This window comes from Adhaeribacter swui, from assembly GCF_014217805.1.
Lineage (GTDB): Bacteria > Bacteroidota > Bacteroidia > Cytophagales > Hymenobacteraceae > Adhaeribacter > Adhaeribacter swui.
In genome coordinates this window covers 2,060,021-2,083,402 of the sequence record NZ_CP055156.1, presented here as the reverse complement: position 1 = coordinate 2,083,402, position 23,382 = coordinate 2,060,021, and the positions used below count along the sequence as shown (strand labels likewise).

Annotated in this window: 19 protein-coding genes; 8 read left to right on the top strand and 11 right to left on the bottom strand. The window is 44.6% G+C overall.

Going from position 1 to position 23,382, the window contains the following annotated elements; translation table 11 throughout:
• Positions 1–106: 106 nt before the first annotated feature.
• The 5 genes from HUW51_RS09205 to HUW51_RS09185 all read right to left on the bottom strand — a co-directional run bounded on the left by HUW51_RS09205 (position 107) and on the right by HUW51_RS09185 (position 8,554).
• The gene (locus tag HUW51_RS09205; RefSeq protein ID WP_185273679.1) at positions 107–1,438 is read right to left on the bottom strand and encodes an aminotransferase class V-fold PLP-dependent enzyme; all 1,332 of its coding nucleotides are present in this window, start codon (positions 1,436–1,438) and stop codon (positions 107–109) included.
• Positions 1,439–2,123: 685 nt separating this feature from the next.
• Positions 2,124–3,248 (bottom strand): FAD-dependent oxidoreductase, encoded by a 1,125-nt coding sequence (locus HUW51_RS09200; RefSeq protein ID WP_185273678.1) that lies wholly within the window; start codon positions 3,246–3,248, stop codon positions 2,124–2,126.
• A gap of 21 nt (positions 3,249–3,269) precedes the next feature.
• Positions 3,270–3,710 (bottom strand): hypothetical protein, encoded by a 441-nt coding sequence (locus HUW51_RS09195; RefSeq protein ID WP_185273677.1) that lies wholly within the window; start codon positions 3,708–3,710, stop codon positions 3,270–3,272.
• Between the two features lie 48 nt (positions 3,711–3,758).
• Positions 3,759–5,228 carry a SusD/RagB family nutrient-binding outer membrane lipoprotein gene (locus tag HUW51_RS09190; protein WP_185273676.1) on the bottom strand — a complete coding sequence of 490 codons (1,470 nt, stop codon included), beginning with the start codon at positions 5,226–5,228 and terminating at the stop codon, positions 3,759–3,761.
• A 128-nt stretch (positions 5,229–5,356) separates the two neighbouring features.
• Positions 5,357–8,554: a SusC/RagA family TonB-linked outer membrane protein gene (locus HUW51_RS09185; protein ID WP_185273675.1), complete on the bottom strand. Its 3,198-nt coding sequence runs from the start codon at positions 8,552–8,554 to the stop codon at positions 5,357–5,359.
• A gap of 1,313 nt (positions 8,555–9,867) precedes the next feature.
• Here HUW51_RS09185 and HUW51_RS09180 point away from each other — a divergent pair.
• The 3 genes from HUW51_RS09180 (at position 9,868) to HUW51_RS09170 (ending at position 13,444) form a co-directional block, all read left to right on the top strand.
• The gene (locus HUW51_RS09180) at positions 9,868–10,722 is read left to right on the top strand and encodes a UDP-2,3-diacylglucosamine diphosphatase (RefSeq protein WP_185273674.1); all 855 of its coding nucleotides are present in this window, start codon (positions 9,868–9,870) and stop codon (positions 10,720–10,722) included.
• A complete protein-coding gene (locus HUW51_RS09175; RefSeq protein WP_185273673.1) occupies positions 10,719–11,729 on the top strand; it encodes a glycosyltransferase family protein in 1,011 nt (336 codons plus the stop codon). The genes HUW51_RS09180 and HUW51_RS09175 overlap by 4 nt, the downstream gene beginning before the upstream one ends.
• A 266-nt stretch (positions 11,730–11,995) precedes the next feature.
• Positions 11,996–13,444: a GH1 family beta-glucosidase gene (locus HUW51_RS09170; RefSeq protein ID WP_185273672.1), complete on the top strand. Its 1,449-nt coding sequence runs from the start codon at positions 11,996–11,998 to the stop codon at positions 13,442–13,444.
• Between the two features lie 308 nt (positions 13,445–13,752).
• On the opposite strand, the gene HUW51_RS09165 is transcribed toward HUW51_RS09170, so the two are convergent.
• Positions 13,753–14,121 (bottom strand): endonuclease domain-containing protein, encoded by a 369-nt coding sequence (locus HUW51_RS09165; protein WP_185273671.1) that lies wholly within the window; start codon positions 14,119–14,121, stop codon positions 13,753–13,755.
• Between the two features lie 296 nt (positions 14,122–14,417).
• Here HUW51_RS09165 and HUW51_RS09160 point away from each other — a divergent pair, with 296 nt between their 5' ends.
• The 4 genes from HUW51_RS09160 to HUW51_RS09145 all read left to right on the top strand — a co-directional run bounded on the left by HUW51_RS09160 (position 14,418) and on the right by HUW51_RS09145 (position 18,098).
• Positions 14,418–14,978: an RNA polymerase sigma factor gene (locus tag HUW51_RS09160; protein WP_228466979.1), complete on the top strand. Its 561-nt coding sequence runs from the start codon at positions 14,418–14,420 to the stop codon at positions 14,976–14,978.
• Entirely contained in the window at positions 14,975–15,781 is an 807-nt protein-coding gene (locus HUW51_RS09155) for a HEAT repeat domain-containing protein (protein ID WP_185273670.1), read from the top strand. The genes HUW51_RS09160 and HUW51_RS09155 overlap by 4 nt, the downstream gene beginning before the upstream one ends.
• A gap of 12 nt (positions 15,782–15,793) precedes the next feature.
• The gene (locus tag HUW51_RS09150) at positions 15,794–16,657 is read left to right on the top strand and encodes a hypothetical protein (protein ID WP_185273669.1); all 864 of its coding nucleotides are present in this window, start codon (positions 15,794–15,796) and stop codon (positions 16,655–16,657) included.
• Positions 16,658–17,264: 607 nt separating this feature from the next.
• Positions 17,265–18,098, top strand: coding sequence for a DUF4097 family beta strand repeat-containing protein (locus tag HUW51_RS09145; RefSeq protein WP_185273668.1), 834 nt, complete (start codon positions 17,265–17,267; stop codon positions 18,096–18,098).
• A gap of 251 nt (positions 18,099–18,349) precedes the next feature.
• Here the strand turns inward: HUW51_RS09145 and HUW51_RS09140 are convergent, their stop codons facing one another.
• Both HUW51_RS09140 and HUW51_RS09135 read right to left on the bottom strand, forming a co-directional pair.
• Entirely contained in the window at positions 18,350–18,793 is a 444-nt protein-coding gene (locus HUW51_RS09140; RefSeq protein WP_185273667.1) for a DinB family protein, read from the bottom strand.
• A gap of 152 nt (positions 18,794–18,945) precedes the next feature.
• Positions 18,946–19,344, bottom strand: a complete 399-nt coding sequence (locus tag HUW51_RS09135) for a hypothetical protein (RefSeq protein WP_185273666.1) — start codon at positions 19,342–19,344, stop codon at positions 18,946–18,948.
• 317 nt (positions 19,345–19,661) lie between these two features.
• On the opposite strand from HUW51_RS09135, the gene HUW51_RS09130 reads away from it, so the two are divergent.
• Entirely contained in the window at positions 19,662–20,828 is a 1,167-nt protein-coding gene (locus tag HUW51_RS09130) for a glycoside hydrolase family 5 protein (protein WP_185273665.1), read from the top strand.
• Positions 20,829–20,945: 117 nt separating this feature from the next.
• On the opposite strand, the gene HUW51_RS09125 is transcribed toward HUW51_RS09130, so the two are convergent.
• From HUW51_RS09125 to HUW51_RS09115, 3 genes are all read right to left on the bottom strand, one after another.
• Entirely contained in the window at positions 20,946–21,482 is a 537-nt protein-coding gene (locus HUW51_RS09125; RefSeq protein WP_185273664.1) for a YceI family protein, read from the bottom strand.
• Between the two features lie 281 nt (positions 21,483–21,763).
• Positions 21,764–22,036: a GNAT family N-acetyltransferase gene (locus tag HUW51_RS09120; protein ID WP_185273663.1), complete on the bottom strand. Its 273-nt coding sequence runs from the start codon at positions 22,034–22,036 to the stop codon at positions 21,764–21,766.
• A 406-nt stretch (positions 22,037–22,442) separates the two neighbouring features.
• Complete coding sequence (locus HUW51_RS09115; protein ID WP_185273662.1) at positions 22,443–23,147, bottom strand: DUF421 domain-containing protein; 705 nt, start codon at positions 23,145–23,147, stop codon at positions 22,443–22,445.
• Positions 23,148–23,382 lie beyond the last annotated feature (235 nt).

Sequence of the window (23,382 nt, the reverse complement as noted above, 5' to 3'; positions counted from 1 at the left end):
AACAAAAACCGGCCTGCTCTTCTTCGTTACCATTTTGGTTAGGAAGAAAAGCAGGCCGGTTTTTAAATTTCATGAAGTTACGCCGCGGTAATTGCGTTGCAAAAACTTATTTTGTGCTGGTGCGGTTGGCGGCGGTTACGTTTTCTTTGGCAATGGCGTGAATGGTATTTACCAGCCGGTCTAAATCTTTTAGAGGCGTGTACACGTGCGGGGTAATGCGCACCCCGCTGATATTTTCCCAAACCGTAGCCGACGTATGAATGCGGGCCCGTTTAAATAATTCGCTGGCTACCTGGCTGGGCTCTACGCCTTTTAAGGCAAACGTACATAACGCTCCCGAAAATTCTGGTTTCAGGGAAGTTTGCGTAGAGAAGCCGGGCACGTTCATACATTTCTCTACCCAGTAATTTTTTAAAAAATGCAGTCGTTTTTGCTTACGTTCGTTGCCAATGGTATTATGAAAATTTATCGCGTGCCCCACGGCCATTTCGGTCGGGAAAGAACGGGTACCCAGCCGTTCGAACTTGCGGATGTCCGGGCTTTGCGGATCTTCGGGCGCCAGCAACGGCCACAAATCTTTAATTTTCGCTTGCTTTACGTACAACATGCCGGTGCCAAACGGTGAACACAACCATTTGTGCAAACTGGTACCGTAGTAATCGCCTTCCAAATCCGGAATTTTATAATTAATGTGGGCAAAAGAATGCGCCCCATCAATAACCACTTGAATAGCCGGATTATGTTTTTTCGCCGCCCGGCTAATGAGGGCCGCCGGTAAAATCTGCCCTGACCAGTTCATCAGGTGGGTAATCATGACGGCTTTGGTTTTGGGCGTAAATGCTTCTTTAAACTTAGAAACAATAAGCTGATTATCCTCGATAGGTAAATCCAGAGAGATAAATTTTAAAATAATGCCGTCGCGCTTTTCGCGTTGTTTCCAGGCGTTAATCACGTTGGGGTAATCTTGCTTGGTTAGCACCACTTCGTCGCCGCGCTGCAGGTTTATGCCGAAAATAATGGTTTCCAAGGCTTCGCTGGCGTTGCGGTTAATGGCAATTTCTTCGGGCGAGCAACCGCCTAAATCCGCTAATTTCATCCGCACCGATTCGCGGGCTTCGTCTAAGGTGCGCCACATGTAATAACTGGGCGCCTCGTTGCTCATGCGGTTATACTGGTTCAAGGCATCCTGCACCACAATGGGTTGCGGACTTACGCCCCCGTTGTTCAGGTTGATAATGTTCGGCGAAACCGAGTAGGCCTGCTGAATAAAACCCCAGTAATCTTCGTCTTTCGTTACATCTTCGGCGGCGGCTACTTCCGGAATCACTAAACCCGTTTCGCTTTTCCAGGCCGCTAATGCCGGACTAACCGTCAGCAAACTAGCCAAACCACCTATTTTTTTAACAAAGCTTCTTCTGGAATTGGAGTTATTCGGCATAATAAGTATTGGGTTATAGGTGATTTGTTTTACCGGTTAAAATTTATCTATTTTATACTTCTGCGGCTTGAAACGTTATTTTAACTGCTATTTGCATTAAGATAAAAAGAATTTGCGATAATTGCGACTGGTTATCTAACGAGAAGAGGATCAACCACCCCCAACCCCTCCTTATCTAAGGCGGGGAGCTTTTTTACATTTACCAGGCAGCATTTACTAAATAATATTCGTGGGGATTGGTCCTCCCCTATCCCCTCCGAAGGGTGACTTTTATCTACAACGGCTTCAATGGACTAGGTTTACATGTATCATAAAAAGGACTTTTACTTAAGTGAAAATCCTTTGCTGCGTAGCTAAATAGTTTCCTCCTGAATGACAAAAATTTAAAATTTTAAAAAATTTAAAATTCTACCAGCCTACTATGCAACAGATAACTTTAGCCAAGTGCAAAAAATGACGCTAAACTGTTCGAGCGTTCAGCGAGTTTTTAGCGTCTTGACTTTTTTGGTTCTTTTTGTGTCAAGACAAAAAGAACAAATACCACAGCTATGAAACAACTCCACTTTACAATAAAGCAACTGCTGTAGCTATGCGAACGAGAATCTATTGCTCGATTAGCAAGTCACGGAAGTAAATCCACATCATAGGAATTGAAAACAACAGCCGCAGCTATGGCAAAAAAGCTTTAGCTCCGCATTCCCATCATAGCATCATTCAATGCAGCAATTACAATCTTTGTTTGTTCCGGATTAGGCGTCGTATTCCAGTTATTGCGAATGGCATTACCACCCAGCACCAAACCATCTTTCCGAGGAATAATATACCCATTAGGCGTACTTAAGCGGTAATTAATTTCGGGTTGCGGAATCAGGAAAGACAATTGGCCGGATATAGGCATTAAGTTTTGGTCGTTAAATAAGGTTTTGGCGCCTAAACCGGTACAGTTCACGATGCAATCTTCCCACAGCGCATCTACTTCTTCCAAAGTTTTAAACTCCTGTATCTGAATTTTGCCGCCGAATTTTAAAAAATCATCGGTGAGCAGGCGCAGGTACGAGGGAATATTAAAAACCATATTGGGTTGATTCACCACTTCCTGGGCCCGGAACGGGTGCTGCCGACGGGTTAATTCTACTGGTTCCGGCAATTGGCCTTTGATGTGCAACTTGGGCTCTTCTTTGTGCGTGCGGCCACCAATAATAAAATGATCGATCCAGGTAACGATATCGCCTAAACCCAGCAGGTTCTGGTACGTCCGGAACGAATAAGCGCAGGCTTGCTCCCAGGTAGCTTTAAACGTCGGAGTAATGTGTTCGTCTTCGCAGAGCAAATGAGCCGGCGACCAGGTGCCGGTAGCCATGCTGGACGTAATTTTGGGCCACAGCTCCTTAGCGTAAATGGTTACGGTTTTTCCTCTTTCCTGCAGCAAACGGGCAGTTGTTAAACCCACAATGCCGCAGCCAATTACTGCAATTTCTTTTTTACCAGTAGCAGCAGCGTTGTTGGCGGCAATCTGGCCGGTTCCCCACGACAGCGAGAAGCCACTGCCGCCGTGCCCGTAATTGTGCACAATGGTTTTATTACCGAGCATCTCTACGTCTAACCGTGGGCCCAAAAGACGGTAAGGCCGCAGACCCACGGTTTCTTTTACCACCCGATCCAGGGAAATTTTAACCCGGGGTAAGCGCCGGGAGCCCGCATTAGCTGCGCTACCGCGGTAAATACTATTACCTGGTGCACAGGAACTAGCCCCCATGGCAAGGGCCAGCCCCAATGCGCCGGATTTTAAAAGAAAATCTCTTCTATGCATATGCGGTAGCGGTTTCGGAATTTATTTTACTACTACCCGGCTCGTTTTCGTAAAAGCTTGTCCTTTGTGCGAACCCGACCATTCCAATACCAGAAATTTACCCGGGGTAGGAGCAGCCAATCCCAGTTCGGCCCAGGTTTTTTCCATACTTACCTGGCCCGCTGCGTCGGTGGTTAATTCGGTGATGGCAGCGTTATTCAGCATTACCTTCACAGCTAAACCAGTTACCGGAATGGTATCAATACCTACTTTGTTATCCAGAATACCGCTTTTATCCAGTTCGTAAATACCCGTGGTTACTTTTACCGGCTCGGTAGCCAAAAAGCTGGAACCAGATACGGTAACTAAAACCGGAGACACCACACGGTCTACTACCAGTTCGTCTTCTTTTTCGCAGCTCATTAAGAAAAAGCTTAAGGCAAAAAGCAGGGTATAAAATTTATTTAGATGCTTTATTTTCATGATTGATACGCTTAGAATTTAGATTTTTAAATTTTTTCACACTGAGCACTATTCTGCCCACCACATTTTAGTTTTTTTGTCGTCGGCACCGCCGTTTAAAGAAATGCCGGCATCTAACTGCGATTTGTTTAGCGAGTACTCGGTAGATGGATACTGCAAACGGGTAGGTAATACGCCATCGTTCAGGAATATGGCCCGGGTATCGGGGGTAGGCAGAACCGGATAACCGGTGCGGCGGTATTCGGTCCAGGCCTCAATGCCCTGACCAAACAAGGCAATCCACTTTTGAGTCAGAATGTTTTCTTTCGTAGCAGGTCCGGCGGTGGTCAGGTAATCAGCCGGCATGGTTAAACCGTATTGACCAAACGACGCCGCAATGGCTTGTTCGTAATACATTTGGGCATCGCCGGCTATATCGCCATCAACGGCAGCTTCGGCCAGGGTAAAGAGTAACTCGGAGTAACTCATGATTACGCTGGGGGTAGTTGTTTGCAAAAAGTAAGTACCAATTTTAGCACTGGTAGCCAGGTACGTGGTCGCAATCGCATCGGGCAAACCGTTCGGGATGCCAATGTATTGGTTGTTTACCGGCTGGCCGTAAACCGCCAAGCGCGGATCGTTCAGGGCTTGCAGTTTATCTACCAAGGTTTTGCTCAGGTTCCAGTCTGTGCGGCTTTCCTGAATCATTACCTGGTTCCATTCGTTGTTGCTGGGTAAACCGTTAGCATTTTTAAGTACTGCAAAATCAGTGTTGCTAGTAAAAATCGGGTATTTAGTCGGATCGCTTAAAATTTCGGCCATAATTGCCCGCGATTCGGTTGGTTTTTTAGCGGCTTGCCGGTTGGCTAGTTTTAAGCGCAGGGAATTGGCAAATTTTTTCCACATGTCAATTTTACCCCCGAACATAATATCGCCCGAAATAGCCGGACCACCGATAGTTAACTTTTCGTTGGCGATTTTTAAATCTTCCAGTAAACCGGCGTATACCGCTTCCTGCGAATCGTATTTGGGCGTGTAAATGGGTGTTTCGGCGGTACCTTGCAGGGCTTCGGTGTACGGAATAGCGCCGTAAATATCGGTTAGTAAAGAAAACACCCAGGAACGCATCACCAAGGCAGCGCCTTCGTAGTTGGCATTAGGTGCGGTGCCTTCCGGGCCAGACTGAATAATAATCCGTTGAAAGTTTTGCAGCGCGTCGTTGTAAAAGCCCTTCCAGTTATTGGTGTAATAAGCGGGGCTCATGTTATAGTTATCGCCTTCGTCGGAGTAAATATTACGGGCCAGGTACTGCACCCACAACATGCCGCCATCCAGGTTAATGCGTTCAAAACGGGCCCGGTGTCCCCAGTAACGGTCCACGCTCGACTCAATGCCGTTGGGCAGCAATACCGCCGAACTTACCGCCGAGGGTTTGTTGGGACTAACGTTCATGGATTCGAAGTCTTTAGTACAGGCACTCGCCACAAAAGCTCCGGCTATCACGTAAGTGGCTATTTTAATTTTGGAATATATTTTCATATCAATAAGATCTTTTTTGAAATAAATAAGTGACTTAACTTTTACAGAACAGGAAGTACCCTGTTTCTATCCTCCCCCTACCCCCTCCCAAGGGGGACTTTTCTTTTCCTGGCCTTATAAAAGCTCTATTAGAATTTCACGTCGAGGCTCATCCCGAAGCTGCGGCTGTTAGGTAACTGGCCGTAAGTAAAGCCTTGCGCGTTACCACCCTGAGAGTCAACTTCTGGATCGATGTGCGGGGTATTTTTGAAAAGGATAGCCATGTTGCGACCCACAAACGAGATACGGGCAGATTGCGCACGAATGGCTTTGGTCAGGAAAGTGGGCAGTTGGTAACCTAAGCTTACTTCGCGTAACTTCACGTAGCTGGCATCAAAAATCGCGGATTCGTGGTAAGTACGCGGGTTGTTGTAGCTATAGAATAACTTGGCATCGGCGATTACATCGTTGGGCACGTAAACCGGCGCATCAGCAGTACCAACGTTTTTCACGCCTTTACCTATTACGCCTTCTTCACGACCTACCGCGGTTTCGGCGTATTGGCCGGTCCAGCGGGCAGTACCGGTGCCTTCGTCAAAAATATCGCCGCCTTTTTTTACGTCAATCAAAGCGCTTAAAGAAATACCTTTGTAAGAAAACGAGTTAGAAAGACCACCAATCCAGTCGGGTTGAATGTTACCTAGTACTTTCTGACCCGGTGCTACTAAGGGCGTACCCCGTTCTTTGTCGTACACAATTTGGCCATCGGGAGAGCGTAAAAACGCGGTGCCGTAGAAAGTACCGTAAGGCTGACCAACCCGGGCTTCGGTAGAAAGTCCGCGGGTGGTATACAGGGTGTAAGTGGTTAAACCTTCAGCGAGCTCTACTACTTTGCTGCGGTTGCGGGCATAGTTTACCGAAATATCCCACTGGAAACCATTCCCTAATTGTACCGGGGTACCGGTTAACATTAACTCCACGCCTTTGTTGGTAACTTCCCCGGCATTTAAGAACCGGCGGTTATAACCGGTAGCTTTGGATATTTCTACCCCCAGAATCTGGTCTTTGGTGCTCTTGGTGTAATACGTAGCGTCTAAGCCAATTTTACCGCCTAAGAACCGGATATCGGCGCCTACTTCCTGGCCGGTGGTAATTTCGGGCTTCAGGCCAGCGTTGTTAATATCGGTGCTTTCGCCGAAGCTCGGGATAGCGCCGTTCCAGGGCGATTTAGCGTCATAAACCTGGTACAATTGGTATGGATCAGCATCGTTCCCTACCTGGGCCCAGCTGGCTCTTACTTTGGCAAAAGACAAAGCTTTGCTGCTGATACCTAATAAATCGGTAACTACTGCACTCACCGATACCGATGGGTAAAAGAAAGAATTTTTGTTAATGGGTAAGGTACTAGACCAATCGTTACGGCCGGTTACATCCAGGAACAGCGAGTTGCGGAAACCAAACTGCGCCGCGGCAAAAAGACTTTGCACATTAAACTCCTGCGTTTCGCTTTGATTGGTGTTAGGGCTGGCGTTGTTGTTGAGTGTATAGAGCTTATCGATTACCATTTGCTCTACTTGGGTAAAGTTACGCTTGTAGAAATTGTTGCGGTAAATACCGCCTAACTGGCCATTAAAAGAGAAGTCCGGTCCGAAATCCTGCTTGTAGGTCAGCATCGCATCGTGGTTGGTTTCCTGGCTGCGCAGCACTTCTTCGTTAAACTGACCAGCCCGGAAGTTGCCCCCGGAAATGCGCTCGAAACGGGTAATATTGGTGCGGGTATCGCTCCAGTAATCGGTACCGCTTCTTACCATTAAGCTAAATTTATCATTGAAGTCATACGATATAGACATATTTCCTCTTAACCTGTCTTTATCATTCGCGTAGGTAAGAAACTCCTGCTCGTAAAACGGATTCACAAAGAAGGTATGTTGCCAGTTAGGTGGCAGGTTATCGCCCGGAAGCTGGTTGTGGACACCCACGTAATCGCGCCAGTTCTTCAACTGATCCCAGGAAACCGAACGGTGCGCCCAGATAAAATCCTGGCTCGACTGAAAAGACCGGTTATCAGAACCTGATTTTATATATTCGGCACTAGTGGTAACCTTTAATTTAGAAGTGAGATTATAAGAAGAATTCAGGTTGACATTGTTTCTTTTAAAATCGTTGTTAAACATAATTCCTTTTTGATCCAGACGGCCTATTGACAAGCGGAAGCTGCCTTTATCATTACCTCCGACCAGGGCAACTGAATTAAAAAACGTTTTTCCGGTTTCCCAGTATTCTTCCCAGTTATTGGGTTGCGGCGTTAAAGGGGCTACCTCATCGCCGGTCCACCATTGACGCACCAAGCGGCCGTCCATGGGTGCCCCCCAGCTTTCGTCAGTACCTTCGGTGCCATTTAGCGGCGCATTAGGGCCATAAGCGGCCCGGTACTGCTCTATTTCCCGGGGGTCAGTAATTGCCCCGCTGCGACCATTGTTAAACCAGGTGCGGTAACCGTTACCTCCGCCATAGGTATTTTGAAATTTCGGCTTTACTAAAGGCCGTTCAAAAGTAGCGCTGGAGCTAATTTCTACCCCAATGCCTTTGGTACCCGCGCCGTTTTTAGTGGTAATTAATATAACGCCATTAGCTGCCCGCGAACCGTAAAGCGCAGCTGCGTTAGGTCCTTTTAAGATAGACATAGAGGCAATGTTCTCCGGATTCACTTCAGAAATACCACCCCCAAAGCGGCTTTCATTTCTGGTTCGCTGTCCGGTTGCTGGGTCAACCCCTAAAGTATTAGCTTGCTGAATAGGCACGCCATCTACTACTACTAGCGGTTGGTTATTTCGGCTTACCGAACCCATTCCCCGGATAACGATATTTGAACTGCTGCCTGGCCCGCCGTTGCTATTTACCTGCACCCCAGCTACTCGGCCCGAAAGATTATTTACCACGTTAGATGTTTTTACTTCGGCCAGTTTGCTACCGCTCACTTCTTGTATGGTATAGCCTAAAGCTTTTTTCTCTCTTTCAATACCAAAAGCGGTTACTACTACTTCACCTAACTGGGTAGCATCGGTAGCCAGGCTTACGTTGATGCTGGTTTTACCACCCACGGCAATTTCCTGGGAAGTGTACCCAATAAAGGAAAACACTAAGGTGCTGGTAGGTGGGCATTCTAAAGTATACATTCCTTCTGCGTTACTAACGGTACCGGTGGTAGTACCTTTTACCAACACGGTTACTCCGGGTAAGGGTAAATCAGCATCTACTATTTTTCCTGAGACTTTAATCGGTTGCTGCGCTAGTACCGGCGACAATGCCAGGGTAACAAGAGCATATAAGAGTAGTAATCGCTTCATAAATCTTAATTTTAATGATTAGGTGTTGTTTTTGTGTAGACAAGTAATGTAACGGCCACGCCATAGGCGCCTCTCTTTCCTGCGAAAGACGTCAGAACGTAAATCAGAACTCCGGTTATAGTACTTTGCTACAGGCAATAATTATCTGGCTCCGGACAAATACTGCCTGAGAATAGAAAAATAACCGGAAACGTAAAGCGCAAAATATAGGATTGAACAGACTCCAGACCCGGAATCATTCAAAACAGTAGTAAACTGCTGGTTTTGGCAAGAACCAGATAACTTGTTAGTTAATGGTTCTATTGTTTGAAAATAGCAGCTAAAGAAATGTTGAAATTTTTAAAATTTTAACCCGGTTATTGCTCTTGAAGCAGATAAATTTTATTTTAATCTATTTGCTTTCGAATACCAACTTGGGTTTTAAGCAGCTACTATTTTTTAAATTTTATTTCTGGCTACCAGGCCAGAACAGGATTAGTACTTGTCTTGCCATAAATTATCTCCCTTTTAAAGATTAAAAGAATTTGCATCCATTAGGTAGGAAACATAACCGTTGGCCGGACGGTTAAGCTTTTACCAGACTTCTTCTCAATCAATCAGATATTTTATTATTAATTATTGATTTGATACTATGCATAGTTACAAATAATTAATTAAAGTGAAAATATCATTGAAAAATTTACAAATCATCCAACTAACGGCTACAAAACTTAGATTTTAAAGAACATCATTTATTATATTTCAGAAAACCCTTCCGTTTCTATCCTGATTTTTAAAATAATTTAAAAATATTCAGTTAATCATATTTGACAATTAACTGAATAATGCCTTTAATTTCAAGGCATAATTTCATAAAAAACAAATAAAATTAATTTTATACCTTAAAATTTTGACCGCATTTCTTAAAATTCAATCATTTATTAATGAAAGTGGTTAAATTTTAAACCAAAATACTAAAATTACACTTAATCTTATAGGAAGAGGGTTAATAGTAATACACTAATTTTATTTCCTGTTTTTACGGCTGTTTACCTAAACTTAACTTAGGGATAATAATAGGCTAATACCTGCTTCGTAGTTTTAGATATTGATAAATAGTTGCCTTACCAGGTACCGGTTGATATGTTTAAATCATTGGTTTTCGGGTGGCGCTGTTTCAGGATTAAAATTTAAAAATCGGAAGTACTATGAAAGCATTCACTCGTTTATTCCGGCAATTAGTAGATCAGTTTGTTTTGTATCGGCTGCATTCTTTTTATTCGGCGTTAAAGTCCGACCAAACTCCCACCGCATAAGGTTTTTACCCGATTATTATGGGCGTAAAAAAAAGAAAAGTGGACGTGGTGGTTATTTCGGATGTGCACCTGGGCACTTACGGCTGCCACGCCAAAGAACTTTTGCGTTACCTGAAAAGCATTAAACCTAAAAAGATTATCCTGAACGGCGATATTATTGATATCTGGCAGTTTAGTAAAAGTTACTGGCCCAAGGCGCACATGCAGGTAGTAAAGTACCTGACGGGTTTAATCGCCAAAGGCGTGAAAGTGCAGTACATTACCGGCAACCACGACGAAATGCTGCGCAAGTTTGTGGGCTTTAAAATGGGTTCATTTACTATCCAGAACAAATTATTACTCGAACTCGACGGGCAACAAGCCTGGATTTTCCACGGCGACGTGTTCGACGTAACTATGCAGCATTCCCGCTGGCTCGCCAAACTGGGCGCCGTGGGCTACGATTTATTAATTCTGATTAACCGCTTCGTTAACTTTTTATCGCTGAAACTCAACGGCAACAAAATATCCTTATCCCGTAGCATTAAAAACCGGGTGAAGAGTGCGGTAGCTTTTATTAACAATTTTGAAGAAACGGCCGCTAATATTGCTATTGACAATGGCTACGATTACGTGGTGTGCGGCCACATTCACCACCCGGAAATAAAATCTATAACTACTACCGCCGGCTCGGTTACTTACCTGAACTCCGGCGACTGGATTGAAAACTTAACCGCCCTGGAATACTACGGCGGCCAATGGCATTTGTACCGCTACCACGACGATGCCACTCTTGCGCACCAGGAAGAACTCCCCGACACGGCATCGGAAGTATTAAACTACCCGGAACTCATGCAAAACTTAATGCAGGAATTTAAATTAAAAGGCGCTTGAAAATATTATACGCCGTACAGGGTACCGGCAATGGTCATTTAAGCCGGGCTTTAGATATAATTCCCATTTTACAACAACGCGGCGAAGTTGATATTCTGGTAAGCGGCTGCCAGGCCGATGTATCTTTGCCTTACCCGGTACACCATCAGTTTAGCGGCCTCAGCTTTATTTTCGGCAAAAAAGGCGGAGTTGATTTTGTAAAAACCTTTGGCAAGCTAAACTCCCGGGCCTTTTACCAGCAAATGCGGCAGTTGCCCATTGAGTCGTATGATTTAGTACTGAACGATTTTGAGCCGGTCTCGGCCTGGGCTTGTTACTTTAGAAAGAAGCCTTGCGTGGCCTTGAGTCACCAAAGCGCGGTGTTGGCGCCCCAAGCCCCGCAACCCAAAAAAGAAGATGTTTTCGGTAAGTTTATTTTAAAAAATTACGCGCCGGCCACGCACCACTACGGCTTCCATTTCGGCCGGTTCGGCGAAAATATTTTTACCCCGGTTATCCGGTCGCAGGTACGCGAACTTACGCCGGACAACCTAGGGCATATTACCGTTTACCTGCCCGCCTACGACGACTGGAAGCTGATTGACCAATTGAAAAATTTTAAAAATACGGATTGGCAGGTGTTCTCGAAGCATAACAAAACGCCTTTCCGGCACAAAAACATTCAGGTAAACCCGATTCAAAACGAAGCTTTCGTGAAAAGCATGGCTACCAGCACGGGCGTATTGTGCGGCGCTGGTTTTGAAACGCCCGCCGAAGCTTTATACCTGGGTAAGAAACTGCTAGCCATTCCCATGAAAAGTCAGTATGAACAACAATGCAACGCGGCGGCTTTAAAAAAAATGGGCGTACCGGTTATTCCATCGCTTAAAACCAAACACTTGCCGGTTATTCAGGAGTGGCTCGAAAATGGCTCGGTGATCCCGGTAAATTACCCGAACGAAACCGAACAAATTATTGATCAGATTTTACAGGAACACGCCGCGGATAAGTACCAGCCAGTAGTTTAGTATTTCAGAAACGGATGGTTCCAAAGTTAAGCGCAGCGTCACTTGGATCGATAGACAAAAGCCAGTCTCCGGACTGGCGATATAAATTTAAAAACTAATTGCTGGTGCGAGCTTGCAGCTCGTATCACTAAAATACCAATGAAGATTATGGTACGAGCTGCAAGCCCGCACCAGCGAAGGCTAGTGAGGATGACACCAAAAATTAAAAAATTTAAAAAAATGGAAACGCTGGAAGCCTACTTCCGGCGTTTTGAGTAAATAACCAGATGCAGCAAACTTTTTTAAAAAATACTACTGCCGATAAGGCCCAAACCAGCGAGCAACCATTAACCCGGGCAGCTTTCGGCGAAACGTTTCAATGGGGTGTTTCTACGGCGGCGCACCAGATTGAGGGCGCCCATACCGCCGATGGCAAAGGGCCTTCTATCTGGGATACTTTTTCGGGCATTAAAGGCAAAATTCAATCGGGTCACCACGCCAACCATTCCTGCGACTTTTACAATCGCTACGGCGAAGATATTTGCCTCATGGACCAGATGAATATCCCGAACTTTAGGTTTTCGCTGGCCTGGTCGCGCATTTTGCCAAAAGGCCACGGTCAGGTAAATCAAAAAGGTATTGATTATTATAACCGATTGATTGATGGTTGCCTGGAACGCAACATTGAGCCCTGGGTAACCCTCTACCACTGGGATTTACCGCAGGAACTCGAATACCGTGGCGGCTGGACTAACCGCGACATTGTTTCCTGGTTTCAGGAATACGCTCATTTGTGCGCCAGCCAATTCGGCGACCGCATCAAATACTGGATGGTACTGAACGAACCCATGGTTTTTGTAGGCGCTGGTTATTTTTTAGGCGTACACGCTCCTGGTCGGCGCGGCATTAAATCTTTTCTGGCGGCTACTCACCACGCCGCGCTTTGCCAAGCCGAAGGTGGCCGGATTTTAAAAAATGCTTTGCCGCACGCCGAAATTGGCACCACGTATTCTTGTTCCCACCTGGAACCGTACCGCCCCACCCTCATCCGCGATCACGGAGCTACCCGCCGGGCAGACGCTATTCTCAACCGTTTGTTTATAGAACCGGGCTTGGGTTTAGGTTATCCCATCGCCGACGTGCCTTATTTGCGCCGCATCCAGGAATTTATGCGCCCCGGCGACGAGGCTTTGCTGCCTTTTGAATTTGACTTTATCGGCATTCAGAATTATACCCGCGAAATGGTTAAGTACGCGTTCTTCACGCCTTTTCTGCAGGCAGCTTTGGTGCCCCCTAAAAAGCGCGGGGTAGCTTCTACTGTGATGAACTGGGAAGTGTACCCGCCCGCTATTTACCACATCCTGCACAAGTACAACCAGTACCCGCAGATCAAGAAATTAATCATTACCGAAAACGGCGCCGCTTTCCCCGACCAAGTGATTAACGGCGAGGTAAACGACACGCAACGGTTACACTACATTCAGGAACATTTAAAGCAAGTACTCAAAGCCAAACAAGAAGGCGTAAAGGTTGACGGTTATTTTGTATGGTCGTTCACGGATAATTTTGAATGGGCTGAAGGCTACCACCCCCGGTTTGGCCTGGTGTATGTCGATTTTGAAACCCAGCAACGGATAGTAAAGGCTTCGGGTAAGTGGTATACGGAATTTTTGAACCCCTCCCCCTTCGGGACCTACCCTAAAAACAAGGGAGGAGATGCTGCTTTTGCTTTGTAGTACGTGCGTTGCAAAATGACGCAAAAACTTAAATTTTTTTAAAATTTTCATTGGTTTGGCGGAGAGTTCCACCTACTATGGCGCGGATTTACTTCCATGCCTTTTTCGCATTTATAGCTAGCCAATCACCTTGGTTATGCGTAGAGACCGCGTAAGCGGTCTCTACGCATAACCAAGGTGATTGGCGTTTACTAGAGCTTACATGCCAATCAGAGATTGGCCGCACAAAATGTACTTAGAGCGTTTCACTAACTCTAAGCACAACAGAAACTGAAGAATCTTATTTGCTGATTAAAGTAGGCAAGTGTTTACACCTTTCGAAAATGACACGATATAGTAGCCAACACTTTTCCTAAGTCTTTTATTATAGCAGAGTTGTCAAACCTCAAAACAATAAACTCCAGTTGCTTTAACCGGGCGTCTCGTTCCTGGTCGTTTAAGTTGATGCTTGTTTGATTATGCATTAACCCATCTAATTCAATAATTAACTTTTCCGTCGGACAATAAAAATCGACAATGTAATCTTCGATACTATGTTGTCGACGAAATTTCCTACCTGCCAATTTACTCCCCCGCAAAGCTTGCCATAACCTAGCTTCTGCCGAAGTTAAATTTTGCCGCAACTGTCTCCTGTTTTCCAATAAATAATCAACCGAATGAATTTGCCCTTGCCGCATATTTTCAAAATTTTTTAAATCTTTCTAGAAAGTTTTATGCCAGAGCAAATCAATCAATTAGTTTTTTTCTTTTGTTAACTTAACACCGTATCAAATGAACCTAAACAACTGATAATTATAAATTAAATTGATAGCAATTTAGTAATAAAGCTAGTTATACCACAACTACCGCATCTCCTCCCCTGTTTTTAGGGGAGGTGCCGGAGGCGGAGGGGTAAATTTTAAAAATATTTTGTAACCATTCACCAAACCCGCAGTTTCCCTTTCCGAATCTGAAAAACAAAACGCTGTTTCGCTTGGACGCACTTGCCGATAACGCTTTAATGCTGAAAGTAAAATCCGGAGACGTAGACCGCCTGGGATTGCTGTTTGACCGGTACCACCGGGTGCTGTACAGCTTTTTTTACCGGTTTACGTCGAGCAAAATGGTGAGCGAAGATTTAGTGCAGAACGTTTTTATGCGGATGCTGAAGTACAAACACACGTTTACCGGCGACGGTAAATTTACCACCTGGATGTACCACTTAGCCCGCAACGTATACGCCGACCATTACCGCAAAGACAGTCGTTTAGGTTTTTCGGATGATTTTACTACGGTAGAAAACAGTTTGCACAACTCATACAATATAGAAGAGCAAACCAAAAAAGACGAGGAAATACAATTACTACAAAAAGCCCTGAACCAGCTAAGTCACGATAAAAAAGAAGTGTTGATTTTGAGCCGGTACCAGGATTTAAAATACAAAGAAATTGCCGAGATACTGTGCTGCTCCGAGGCAGCCGTTAAAGTAAAAGTATTTCGGGCGATGCAGGATTTAAAAAATATTTATACCCAATTAGAGCGGCAAGAGATATGATGGATGAGAAGTACATAGATTTAGTAACCGGTCACCTGGAGGGCACTTTAACCCTGCAGCAGGAAGCGGAATTGCAGGATTACCTGGAACAAGGTCATATTAAAGCTTCCGAAATACAGGAATTTAAAAATTTGTATTGCCAGCTGGGCGATATACCAACGCTGGCCCCCAGCCCCTTCATGAAAGCTGATTTTCAGGAAATGCTGGCAGATTATAAAAAAGCACATCCGCAGAAAAGCCCTAAAGGCGGTTTTTTCGGGAGCTGGCTGGCACAGTGGAGCGTACCGCAAGTGTTCGGGCAAATGGTTTTCGGGGTAATAATACTGGCGATTGGCATAGGCATTGGGTTCCGGATGACGCCCGCTAAAACTTACGAAAAAGAGCTGAGCCACTTAACCGGCGAGGTACAGAACATGCGCGAAGTAATGATGCTGACCTTACTTAAACAATCATCGGCCACGGAGCGCCTGAAAGCCGTGAACCTGACCAGCGATTTGGAAACGGCTGATGCGAAAGTAATCCGGGCTTTGCTGCAAACCTTAAATAACGACCCGAACGTGAACGTACGCTTAGCCACCATCGAAGCTTTGTACCAGCACGCCAGCAACCCCGCCGTACGCGAAGGCTTAATTGCCGCCATCAGCCAGCAAGATTCGCCGCTGGTGCAAATTGCCCTCGCCGATATTATGCTAAGCTTACAGGAGAAAAAATCGGTGGGTGAACTGCAAAAACTTTTGCGCAAAAAAGATTTAAATCAGGCCGTGCAGACCAAAGTAAAACAAACCATCAACGTACTTATTTAATCCATTAGTCCTATGAAAAAGATGTTACTTAGTCTGGCGGTACTCACGTACAGCGGGCTAACTGGGAATGCATTTGCCCAGAAATTAACCGAAAACATATCGCGCAGCGTCAGCTTTAATACCCCAACTGGTACGCACGTGCTCTACGTTCAGAATATCCAGGGCGATGTAAGAGTGGAAGGCTCTACCGGCGACAAAGTAGAGCTTACCGCCGAAAAAACCATTACCGCTAAAACCCAGGCTGACGCCGAAAAAGGCATGCGCGAAGTGCAACTCAAAACCGAAGCTTCCGGCGACACGGTGTACGTTTACCTGGAAGCGCCTTTTATCTACCGCCGCAAAGGCCGCATGCGCAGCATGAACGTCGACAAGGAAGAAGATTATGATTTTGCCTTTAATATTATCGTGAAAGTACCCCGCCAAACCAACCTGGAAGTATCTACTATTAACGATGGCGAGGTAACGGTAGCTAATACCCAGGGCACCGTAAAAGCCAATAACGTTAATGGCCCGATTAAAATCAGCAACATCGAAGGTACTACCCGGGCTAACACGGTAAACGGCAACGTAGACGTAACCTACACCAAAAACCCCACCGGTGACTCCGATTTCCGGACGATTAACGGAAAGCTGAACGTGGTGTTTAAACCCAACTTATCCGCCGACTTTACTTTTAAAACCATGCACGGCGAGTTCTACAGCGATTTCGACGGCCTGAAAACCTTACCCGCGCAAACCGTGCAGAACACCAAAAACAAAGGTACTGGCACCGTATACAAAGTAGACAGTCGCCAGGCCATGCGCCTCGGGAAAGGCGGCCCCACCTTCAGCTTCGAAACCCTCAACGGCAACGTCTACGTGCGGCAGGGGAAATAACGGGTTGCAGGTTGCAAGTTGCAGGTGGGAAAGTTGAAAAGTTGGAAGGTTGAAAGGTTTGAAAGTTGCTATAAATTTTAAAAATTCTTGCTGGCGCGAGCGTCTTCGCTCGTGGCTACTATGTGGGAGGCCTCTGGCCGGGCGAACTGATAAACTTAAATTAAATGCCACCCAGCAACAAATTCCAATCGGCCAGAGGCCGGACGATAATCATCACGAGCGAAGACGCTCGCGATAGTAGAGATAACAGAAAATTTAAAAATTATAAAATTACAAAAAGCCCTTAGTTGCTATAGAACAAACAGCTTGAGCCAGGTGCAAAACTCGACGATTTTGTGTTTGAGCGGCAGCGAGTTGAAAATCGTCGAGTTTTTTTGGTTCTTTTTGTTTTGACACAAAAAGAACAAGACTTGAGCAATGAAACAACTTCACTAAGCAAACAAAGCAATAGCCGTAGCTATGCCAACAAATCTAATTCGAAAGTCACGGAAGTAAATCCGCGCCATAGTGTACTATGTGAATAAAACCTTTTACAACGCAAGGCAGCAGCTATGTCAATAAGAATTAAAAAACTAAAAATTTAAAAAATATTTAAATTACCACCATCATGAAACGCTTACTCTATATCCTAGCCTTTGCCTTACCCATTATACTAACCCCCAAGCCTGTCGCGGCTCAAAACGACAATAAAAGCTTAGTCGTAAATTTAACCAAACCCGGTCAGCCAGGCAGTTTGAAAGTAGATTTAATGAATGGCTCCATTAAGGTAAGCGCCCACTCGGGCAAAGACGTCATAATCAGGTACTCGGGCCGGGGCGATGACGACAACGACCGCCGGAGCCGCCACAACGATGCCGATGCGAATGGCTTGCGCCGGATTCCGAACAACAGCCTGGGCCTGGAAGCCAGCGAAGACAACAATCGCGTGGTAGTACGAGCCAACGCATTTAACCGCGACATGGACCTGGACATAAAAGTACCCCGCGATTTTTCGCTGAAACTAAGCGCCATGAACAACGGAAAAGTTATTGTGGAAGGCGTAAACGGCGAATTGGAAATCAGTAATTTAAACGACGATATCCGGTTAACCGATGTGTCCGGCTCGGTAGTAGCCAATACTTTAAACGGCGATTTGCAGGTAAGTTTAAAAAAGATCACGCCTAACGTACCCATGGCTTTCAGCAGCATGAACGGCAAAATCGACGTAGCCTTACCTGCTTCGGCAAAGTTCTCGACCAAAATGAAAGCCGACAACGGCGAAATTTACAGCGATTTTGAAATGAATTTTAACAAAAATACCGACAATAAAGAACTCATGAAAGTAGGTGGCGGCAAAAGCGTGAAACTCGATAAGTGGCTCTACGGTTCGGTAAATGGCGGCGGCCCGGAGTTTATGTTCAAAAACTTTAACGGCAATATTTACATCCGGAAAGTAAAGTAATCATTTACTTCTCTAATCAGAAACCCCGGCCACACCACCGGGGCTTTTTGTTTTTAAACCAGTTGATTTATTTAGGAAAAAGAATTATTTAAAAATTCTCTGGCGCAAGTTTTCAAACATGGGCCTACCTATCAGATAAGGCATCTGACTTTACGCCAGTTAAAAGCCAAACAATTCAGCGGCACGAACCGGGGCTGTTCACCAATTTAATTTTTAAAAATTATTAATTTAAAAAACAAAAGAATAAAGCCTTACTCCTCCAGTATCCGGCGCAAGTAATTAATCTGGCCTAAATGGTAAGAAAGATGCGCCGCCAAGTGAATCAGGAAAAAGTTGGTGGTCATGGGATAGCCTAAAGTTTCTTCGGGGTAAGTTGCGGATAACTGGGCATTATCTAAGTTTTGCAGGGCGGCTACTACTACTTGCTTGGTTTCTTGTATTTGCTCGATTAACTGTGCCTGCGGTACATTTTTTAAATAAAACTCTACCTCCCGGTCGCGCACGTACGTAAAGTTGCCCAAATTCTTCCCAATGTACGTTTTCAGGTTCCCAACCAAGTGCAAGGCTAAATTGCCGGCCGTATTTTTTACCTGCCCCGTAATGCGCCACAGATTTTCTTCGTGGGTAAACGCTTGAATCTCATTTTTAAGTCGATTAAAATCCCGGTCGTAAATGGCAATAAAATCTGCAATCATAATTGATAGTTTTAAGTTGGCGCCTGCTTTTAGTTAAGTTTCCGGAACAAAATCGTCTATCGGTAGAGTATCTGCAATTACCCAACAATACTCTAACGGACTTGGCTAAGGCACGTTTGAATGCGCTTTAAATTTTGCTGGCTTAAGTAATTTTAAATTTTATACTTTTCTTCAACTTCTTCTTTATTCAAGTCAAAATGAATTTCAACAGTCTTGTGAACCGGACTATCAACTCCATAAATGATATTTTTATTGAAGGATTTGAAATCAAGTACTCTAAACTTCTTTCTAAATAAGGTACACTCCTGATTATTAATATCTATGATTAAGATTTTTTGAATTGTTCCTTTTAGAAATGTGTGTTTCCAAACTGGTATGGCTACTTTGGTTCCTTCATTATTCCAAATTGGAGGTCCACCACACAGTTCATTTATTAAATGCTCTCCGCCACAATTATCAACCAAGAAACATTTTCCTGCTAGTGGGCTACCTTGAGCAAATTCTATTAAAGTACCATATTTAATTCCATATTGCCGGTCAGGTGAAAACATCTGGTTATCAGCATTTTCAAAAATTCACGGCCTGGGGTTAGAACTTTCGGTTTTCTCTGTCATTCTTATTTATGTCAACAACTTGCTTGAGTACATTTTTTTAATTTTTCCCATTTTCAACGGCAAAAAGCGCAAGAGTTATTCAACCGATTTTCCGATTAAAGTTATTAGTAACTGGCTACGAGCTGTAACCCTGCTTTTACCGTCTGTACCAAAGAAAATTTTAAAAATAGCGCTGCCGGATGCGCTGGGTTTTGCTGCAAAAATGTAAATTCCGGATGAAATAAACACATCAACTTTACCCGGAGCAGAAACAGATGCAAAATGAAAACTTTACCACGCGGCGCGATTTTATTAAAAAAACCGGTATTCTTACGGCAAGCTTGGGCTTAGCCGGCACCAGCGCTTTGGCTGGCTTAGAAGCTACCGCCCGCAAAAAGAATAAATTGCCCAAGTGGAAAGGCTTTAACCTGCTCGACTTTTTTTCGCCGGATCCGGCCAGTACCCGAAAGCCTACGCCCGAAGAGCATTTTAAGTGGATGCAAGATTGGGGGTTTGATTTTGTGCGGGTGCCTATGGCATACCCTTATTATTTAAATTTCGACCGCAGCCGCAACATCACGCCCGAAGAAGTTTATAAAATAGACGAAAAGCAGGTTGATAAGATTGATAACCTGGTGCAGTTGGCGCATAAATATAAAATGCACGTGAGTTTAAACTTACACCGGGCGCCGGGCTACTGCGTAAATGCCGGCTTTAACGAACCCTACAACCTCTGGACCGACGATGAAGCTTTAAAGGCCTTTTGTTTTCACTGGCAAATGTGGGCCAAGCGGTACAAAAACATGTCGCCTAAAAAAATAAGCTTTGATTTGCTCAACGAGCCTAGCATGCGCGAAGACATGAACGACCAGCACTCGCAGCGCAGCACCGTACCCGGCGAAACGTACCGCAAAGTAGCCAAAGCGGCTTCGGAAGCTATCCGCCAGGAAAACAAGAAACACCTGGTAATAGCCGATGGCAACAACACCGGCACTACCGTTATCCCCGAAATAACCGATTTAAACATTGCGCAAAGCTGTCGGGGTTATAATCCGGGCATTATTTCCCACTACAAAGCGCCATGGGCCAACAAAGACCCCGAAAACCTACCCGAGCCCAAATGGCCCGGCCAGGTAGGCGATAAATATTTAAGCCGCGCCATCCTGGAAGAGTTTTACCGCCCCTGGATTGAACTGGTAAAAAGTGGCGTGGGCGTACACTGCGGCGAATGCGGCGCCTGGAACAAAACCCCGCACGACGTATTCTTAGCTTGGTTCGGCGATGTACTGGGTATTTTATCGGAGAATGATATTGGCTTTGCTGTGTGGGAATTTAACGGCGACTTTGGCGTATTAAACTCCGGCCGGACTGATGTAGCTTACGAAGATTGGTACGGCCAAAAGCTCGACCGCAAAATGCTGGAATTACTGCAGAAAGTGTAGTTGCAAAATATTGTACTGCTAACCCGCGGTTGTAAAATCAAAACTTACAGCTTTCAGGAAATGAAAAAGGCTGCTCCAGATTTTGGGGCAGCCTTTTTTAAAATTTTAAAAAACTGGTTAAGAAGCTTGTTTTACTAATTGTATTTCGCCTTGTAATTTTAATTCTTCGCCTAGCATAACGCCACCTGTTTCCAGGGCGGCATTGTAATTAATACCCCAATCTTTCCGGTTAATTTTACCGCTAATCGAGAAACCCGCTTTCACATTTCCCCACGGGTCGGTGGCAATGCCGCTATGTTCTACCGACAGTTTCACCGGCTTGGTAATGTCTTTAATCGTTAAGTTACCATAAAGATTATAGGTATCATCGTCAACTTTTTCTACTTCCGTCGAAACAAACTTCATGGTGGGGTGGGTTTCGGTGCCAAAAAAGTCGGCGTTGCGTAAGTGCTCATCGCGTTGCTGGTTAGCGGTATCAATCGAAGCTACATCTATATCGGCCACCAGTTTGGCATTCGAAAAATCATCGTTTTCGGTTTCGGCGGCTACATTAAATTTGGTAAACTTACCGGTAACGTTCGAAATCATTAAATGCTTAATCTTGAATCCTAATTCACTGTGCGAAAGATCAAGCGTCCATTTTGTTGCTGCCATTGTAGTTGTTTATTCGTTTTAATTAAAATTAAATGTATCTATTAGTATTGTTATAAAATCTATCACTGTTAGCCATTATACAAACTGAGGTTTACTTTTGTTCCAGAAATGTTTAAAGTTCTATGAAATTACACTAATTAATAAGTTGATTTTTTCCTAAATTAAGGGAAAATGCGGTTTTGAAGCTAACGTAACCTGTTACGAAAGAGCTTGCTTATAACGGTATGCTTACGCATTCTACGATTCATCCGCAGAGCAAAACCTGGCTGCTACCCTCCTGATCAGGTAAGTAAATCCTGGTACTCAGAATGGCGTTTTACAAAGGCCTCTACAACGGGGCAAGAAGGAATAACCTGGTAGTTTTGCGCCCGGGCAAAATCCAGCGCCGCCCGCACTAAATGGTCGGATAAACCTTGATTTCGCGCCGAGGCTGGAACGTAGGTGTAATCTAAATCCAGCACTGTTTCTTCGGGGTAAGTATACGTTAACTCGGCTTCTTCGCCATTTACAGCCGCGTAAAACCGCATATCTTCCGCATCATGAATAACTTCCATTTTATTTTGTTACTGTTAGGGTTATAAAAACGGAAAGCCTCCCGCAATAACATACGGGAGGCTTTCTTTTAATTACAACGAACTTACCATTCGAATTGGGTTTCCAACAGAAGCTTGCGATGGGTGCACCAGATTTTACTAGCAGATTTATTAACCAAAATCTACCAGAAGCTCGGTTACCGGCAATTTTACAGTCTGGAATTTACCAATCTTCTTTTAAGTTGGTTATATCTTCTTTAACGGCTTGGAAAGGCTAGGGTTACAAATAAAATAAAATGAATTATTTTTCAATCTCGCCCAAAACTGATCTACCAGCAACTTTTAAAGCCGTAAACAGGATTGCCGGGTACAACGTTTTTTAAAAAACAGGCATTTTACTGGCTTAATCTTGCCTGAAAAGCAGCTACTAAGTAATTCGTTTGGTGCTACAAGCTTTCAGCCAGAGATTGTGCTGGCAACGGGTACACGGTTGCTGTTCGCCACGCGGCAACTTTTGTACCTGACCGCAAGATCGGCAGGCATACTCTCCCTCCTGTTCTATTTTATCGGTAGCGGTTGTTAACAATTCCGGGAAAATAGGTAAGCCGGGTTTTACCTCCTCGTCCGTAAAAAAGTAGGTGCTTATTTCGCCGGTAGCTTCCAGGTATACTTTTCTAACCTGCCCCAGGTGCTCTACTTGGTACTGCCGTATTTCGCCGAAGAGTTCGTGGTAGGTTAAATTTTGTTTCTTAAAGTTGCTCAGATTGATTACGCCATCTTCAATAATGCACACCGCTCGACCTTCCAGCCATCTTTCTACGGGTTCTACTTTTTCGGTTAAGTAGTTAAAGAACACATACAACAGAATAACCACTACAAATACCACCAAAGCATGCCCAATAGGCACATCCTCGTAAAACATGGGGTCGCCGGCCGAGGAACCTAAGGCCAGAATAATACTAAACTCAAACAAAGAAAGCTGCTTAATGCCGCGTCGTCCCATTACCCGAAGCGTAATTAAGACAAACACATACATTAAAGCACTCCGGAAAGCTATCTCGCCCAAAAAGCCAAGTGGCAACTCATCGTGGATAAAGATCCGGGTCCAGTCGAATGGAACAACGTCTTTCATAGTCTTTTATTAAATCTTTAAACCGAAACACCCGGCGGAATAGCTAAACAGTGTACTTTTTTTCCTGAATTTTACCCACTCGCACAGAGAAACGCAAGACCAGTACTTATACTGATTAACTTACCAGAAAGTACGGACTTTTACAAGTAAAAATACCTGGCCTTAATACCGGAATTCATTTAAGACTTTAGAAAAGACTCTGACAGGAAAAATTTTATAGTTTGTTCGTCAACCG

Bases quoted from the DNA above. Each gene is read 5' to 3' on its own strand.
- HUW51_RS09180 (WP_185273674.1), top strand. From the start codon at position 9,868: ATGGGCGTAAAAAAAAGAAAAGTGGACGTGGTGGTTATTTCGGATGTG.
- HUW51_RS09120 (WP_185273663.1), bottom strand. From the start codon at position 22,036: ATGGAAGTTATTCATGATGCGGAAGATATGCGGTTTTACGCGGCTGTA.
- HUW51_RS09170 (WP_185273672.1), top strand. From the start codon at position 11,996: ATGCAGCAAACTTTTTTAAAAAATACTACTGCCGATAAGGCCCAAACC.
- HUW51_RS09140 (WP_185273667.1), bottom strand. From the start codon at position 18,793: ATGATTGCAGATTTTATTGCCATTTACGACCGGGATTTTAATCGACTT.
- HUW51_RS09190 (WP_185273676.1), bottom strand. From the start codon at position 5,228: ATGAAAATATATTCCAAAATTAAAATAGCCACTTACGTGATAGCCGGA.
- HUW51_RS09135 (WP_185273666.1), bottom strand. From the start codon at position 19,344: ATGTTTTCACCTGACCGGCAATATGGAATTAAATATGGTACTTTAATA.
- HUW51_RS09145 (WP_185273668.1), top strand. From the start codon at position 17,265: ATGAAACGCTTACTCTATATCCTAGCCTTTGCCTTACCCATTATACTA.
- HUW51_RS09195 (WP_185273677.1), bottom strand. From the start codon at position 3,710: ATGAAAATAAAGCATCTAAATAAATTTTATACCCTGCTTTTTGCCTTA.
- HUW51_RS09165 (WP_185273671.1), bottom strand. From the start codon at position 14,121: ATGCGGCAAGGGCAAATTCATTCGGTTGATTATTTATTGGAAAACAGG.
- HUW51_RS09200 (WP_185273678.1), bottom strand. From the start codon at position 3,248: ATGCATAGAAGAGATTTTCTTTTAAAATCCGGCGCATTGGGGCTGGCC.
- HUW51_RS09150 (WP_185273669.1), top strand. From the start codon at position 15,794: ATGAAAAAGATGTTACTTAGTCTGGCGGTACTCACGTACAGCGGGCTA.
- HUW51_RS09115 (WP_185273662.1), bottom strand. From the start codon at position 23,147: ATGAAAGACGTTGTTCCATTCGACTGGACCCGGATCTTTATCCACGAT.
- HUW51_RS09130 (WP_185273665.1), top strand. From the start codon at position 19,662: ATGCAAAATGAAAACTTTACCACGCGGCGCGATTTTATTAAAAAAACC.
- HUW51_RS09125 (WP_185273664.1), bottom strand. From the start codon at position 21,482: ATGGCAGCAACAAAATGGACGCTTGATCTTTCGCACAGTGAATTAGGA.
- HUW51_RS09205 (WP_185273679.1), bottom strand. From the start codon at position 1,438: ATGCCGAATAACTCCAATTCCAGAAGAAGCTTTGTTAAAAAAATAGGT.
- HUW51_RS09155 (WP_185273670.1), top strand. From the start codon at position 14,975: ATGATGGATGAGAAGTACATAGATTTAGTAACCGGTCACCTGGAGGGC.
- HUW51_RS09185 (WP_185273675.1), bottom strand. From the start codon at position 8,554: ATGAAGCGATTACTACTCTTATATGCTCTTGTTACCCTGGCATTGTCG.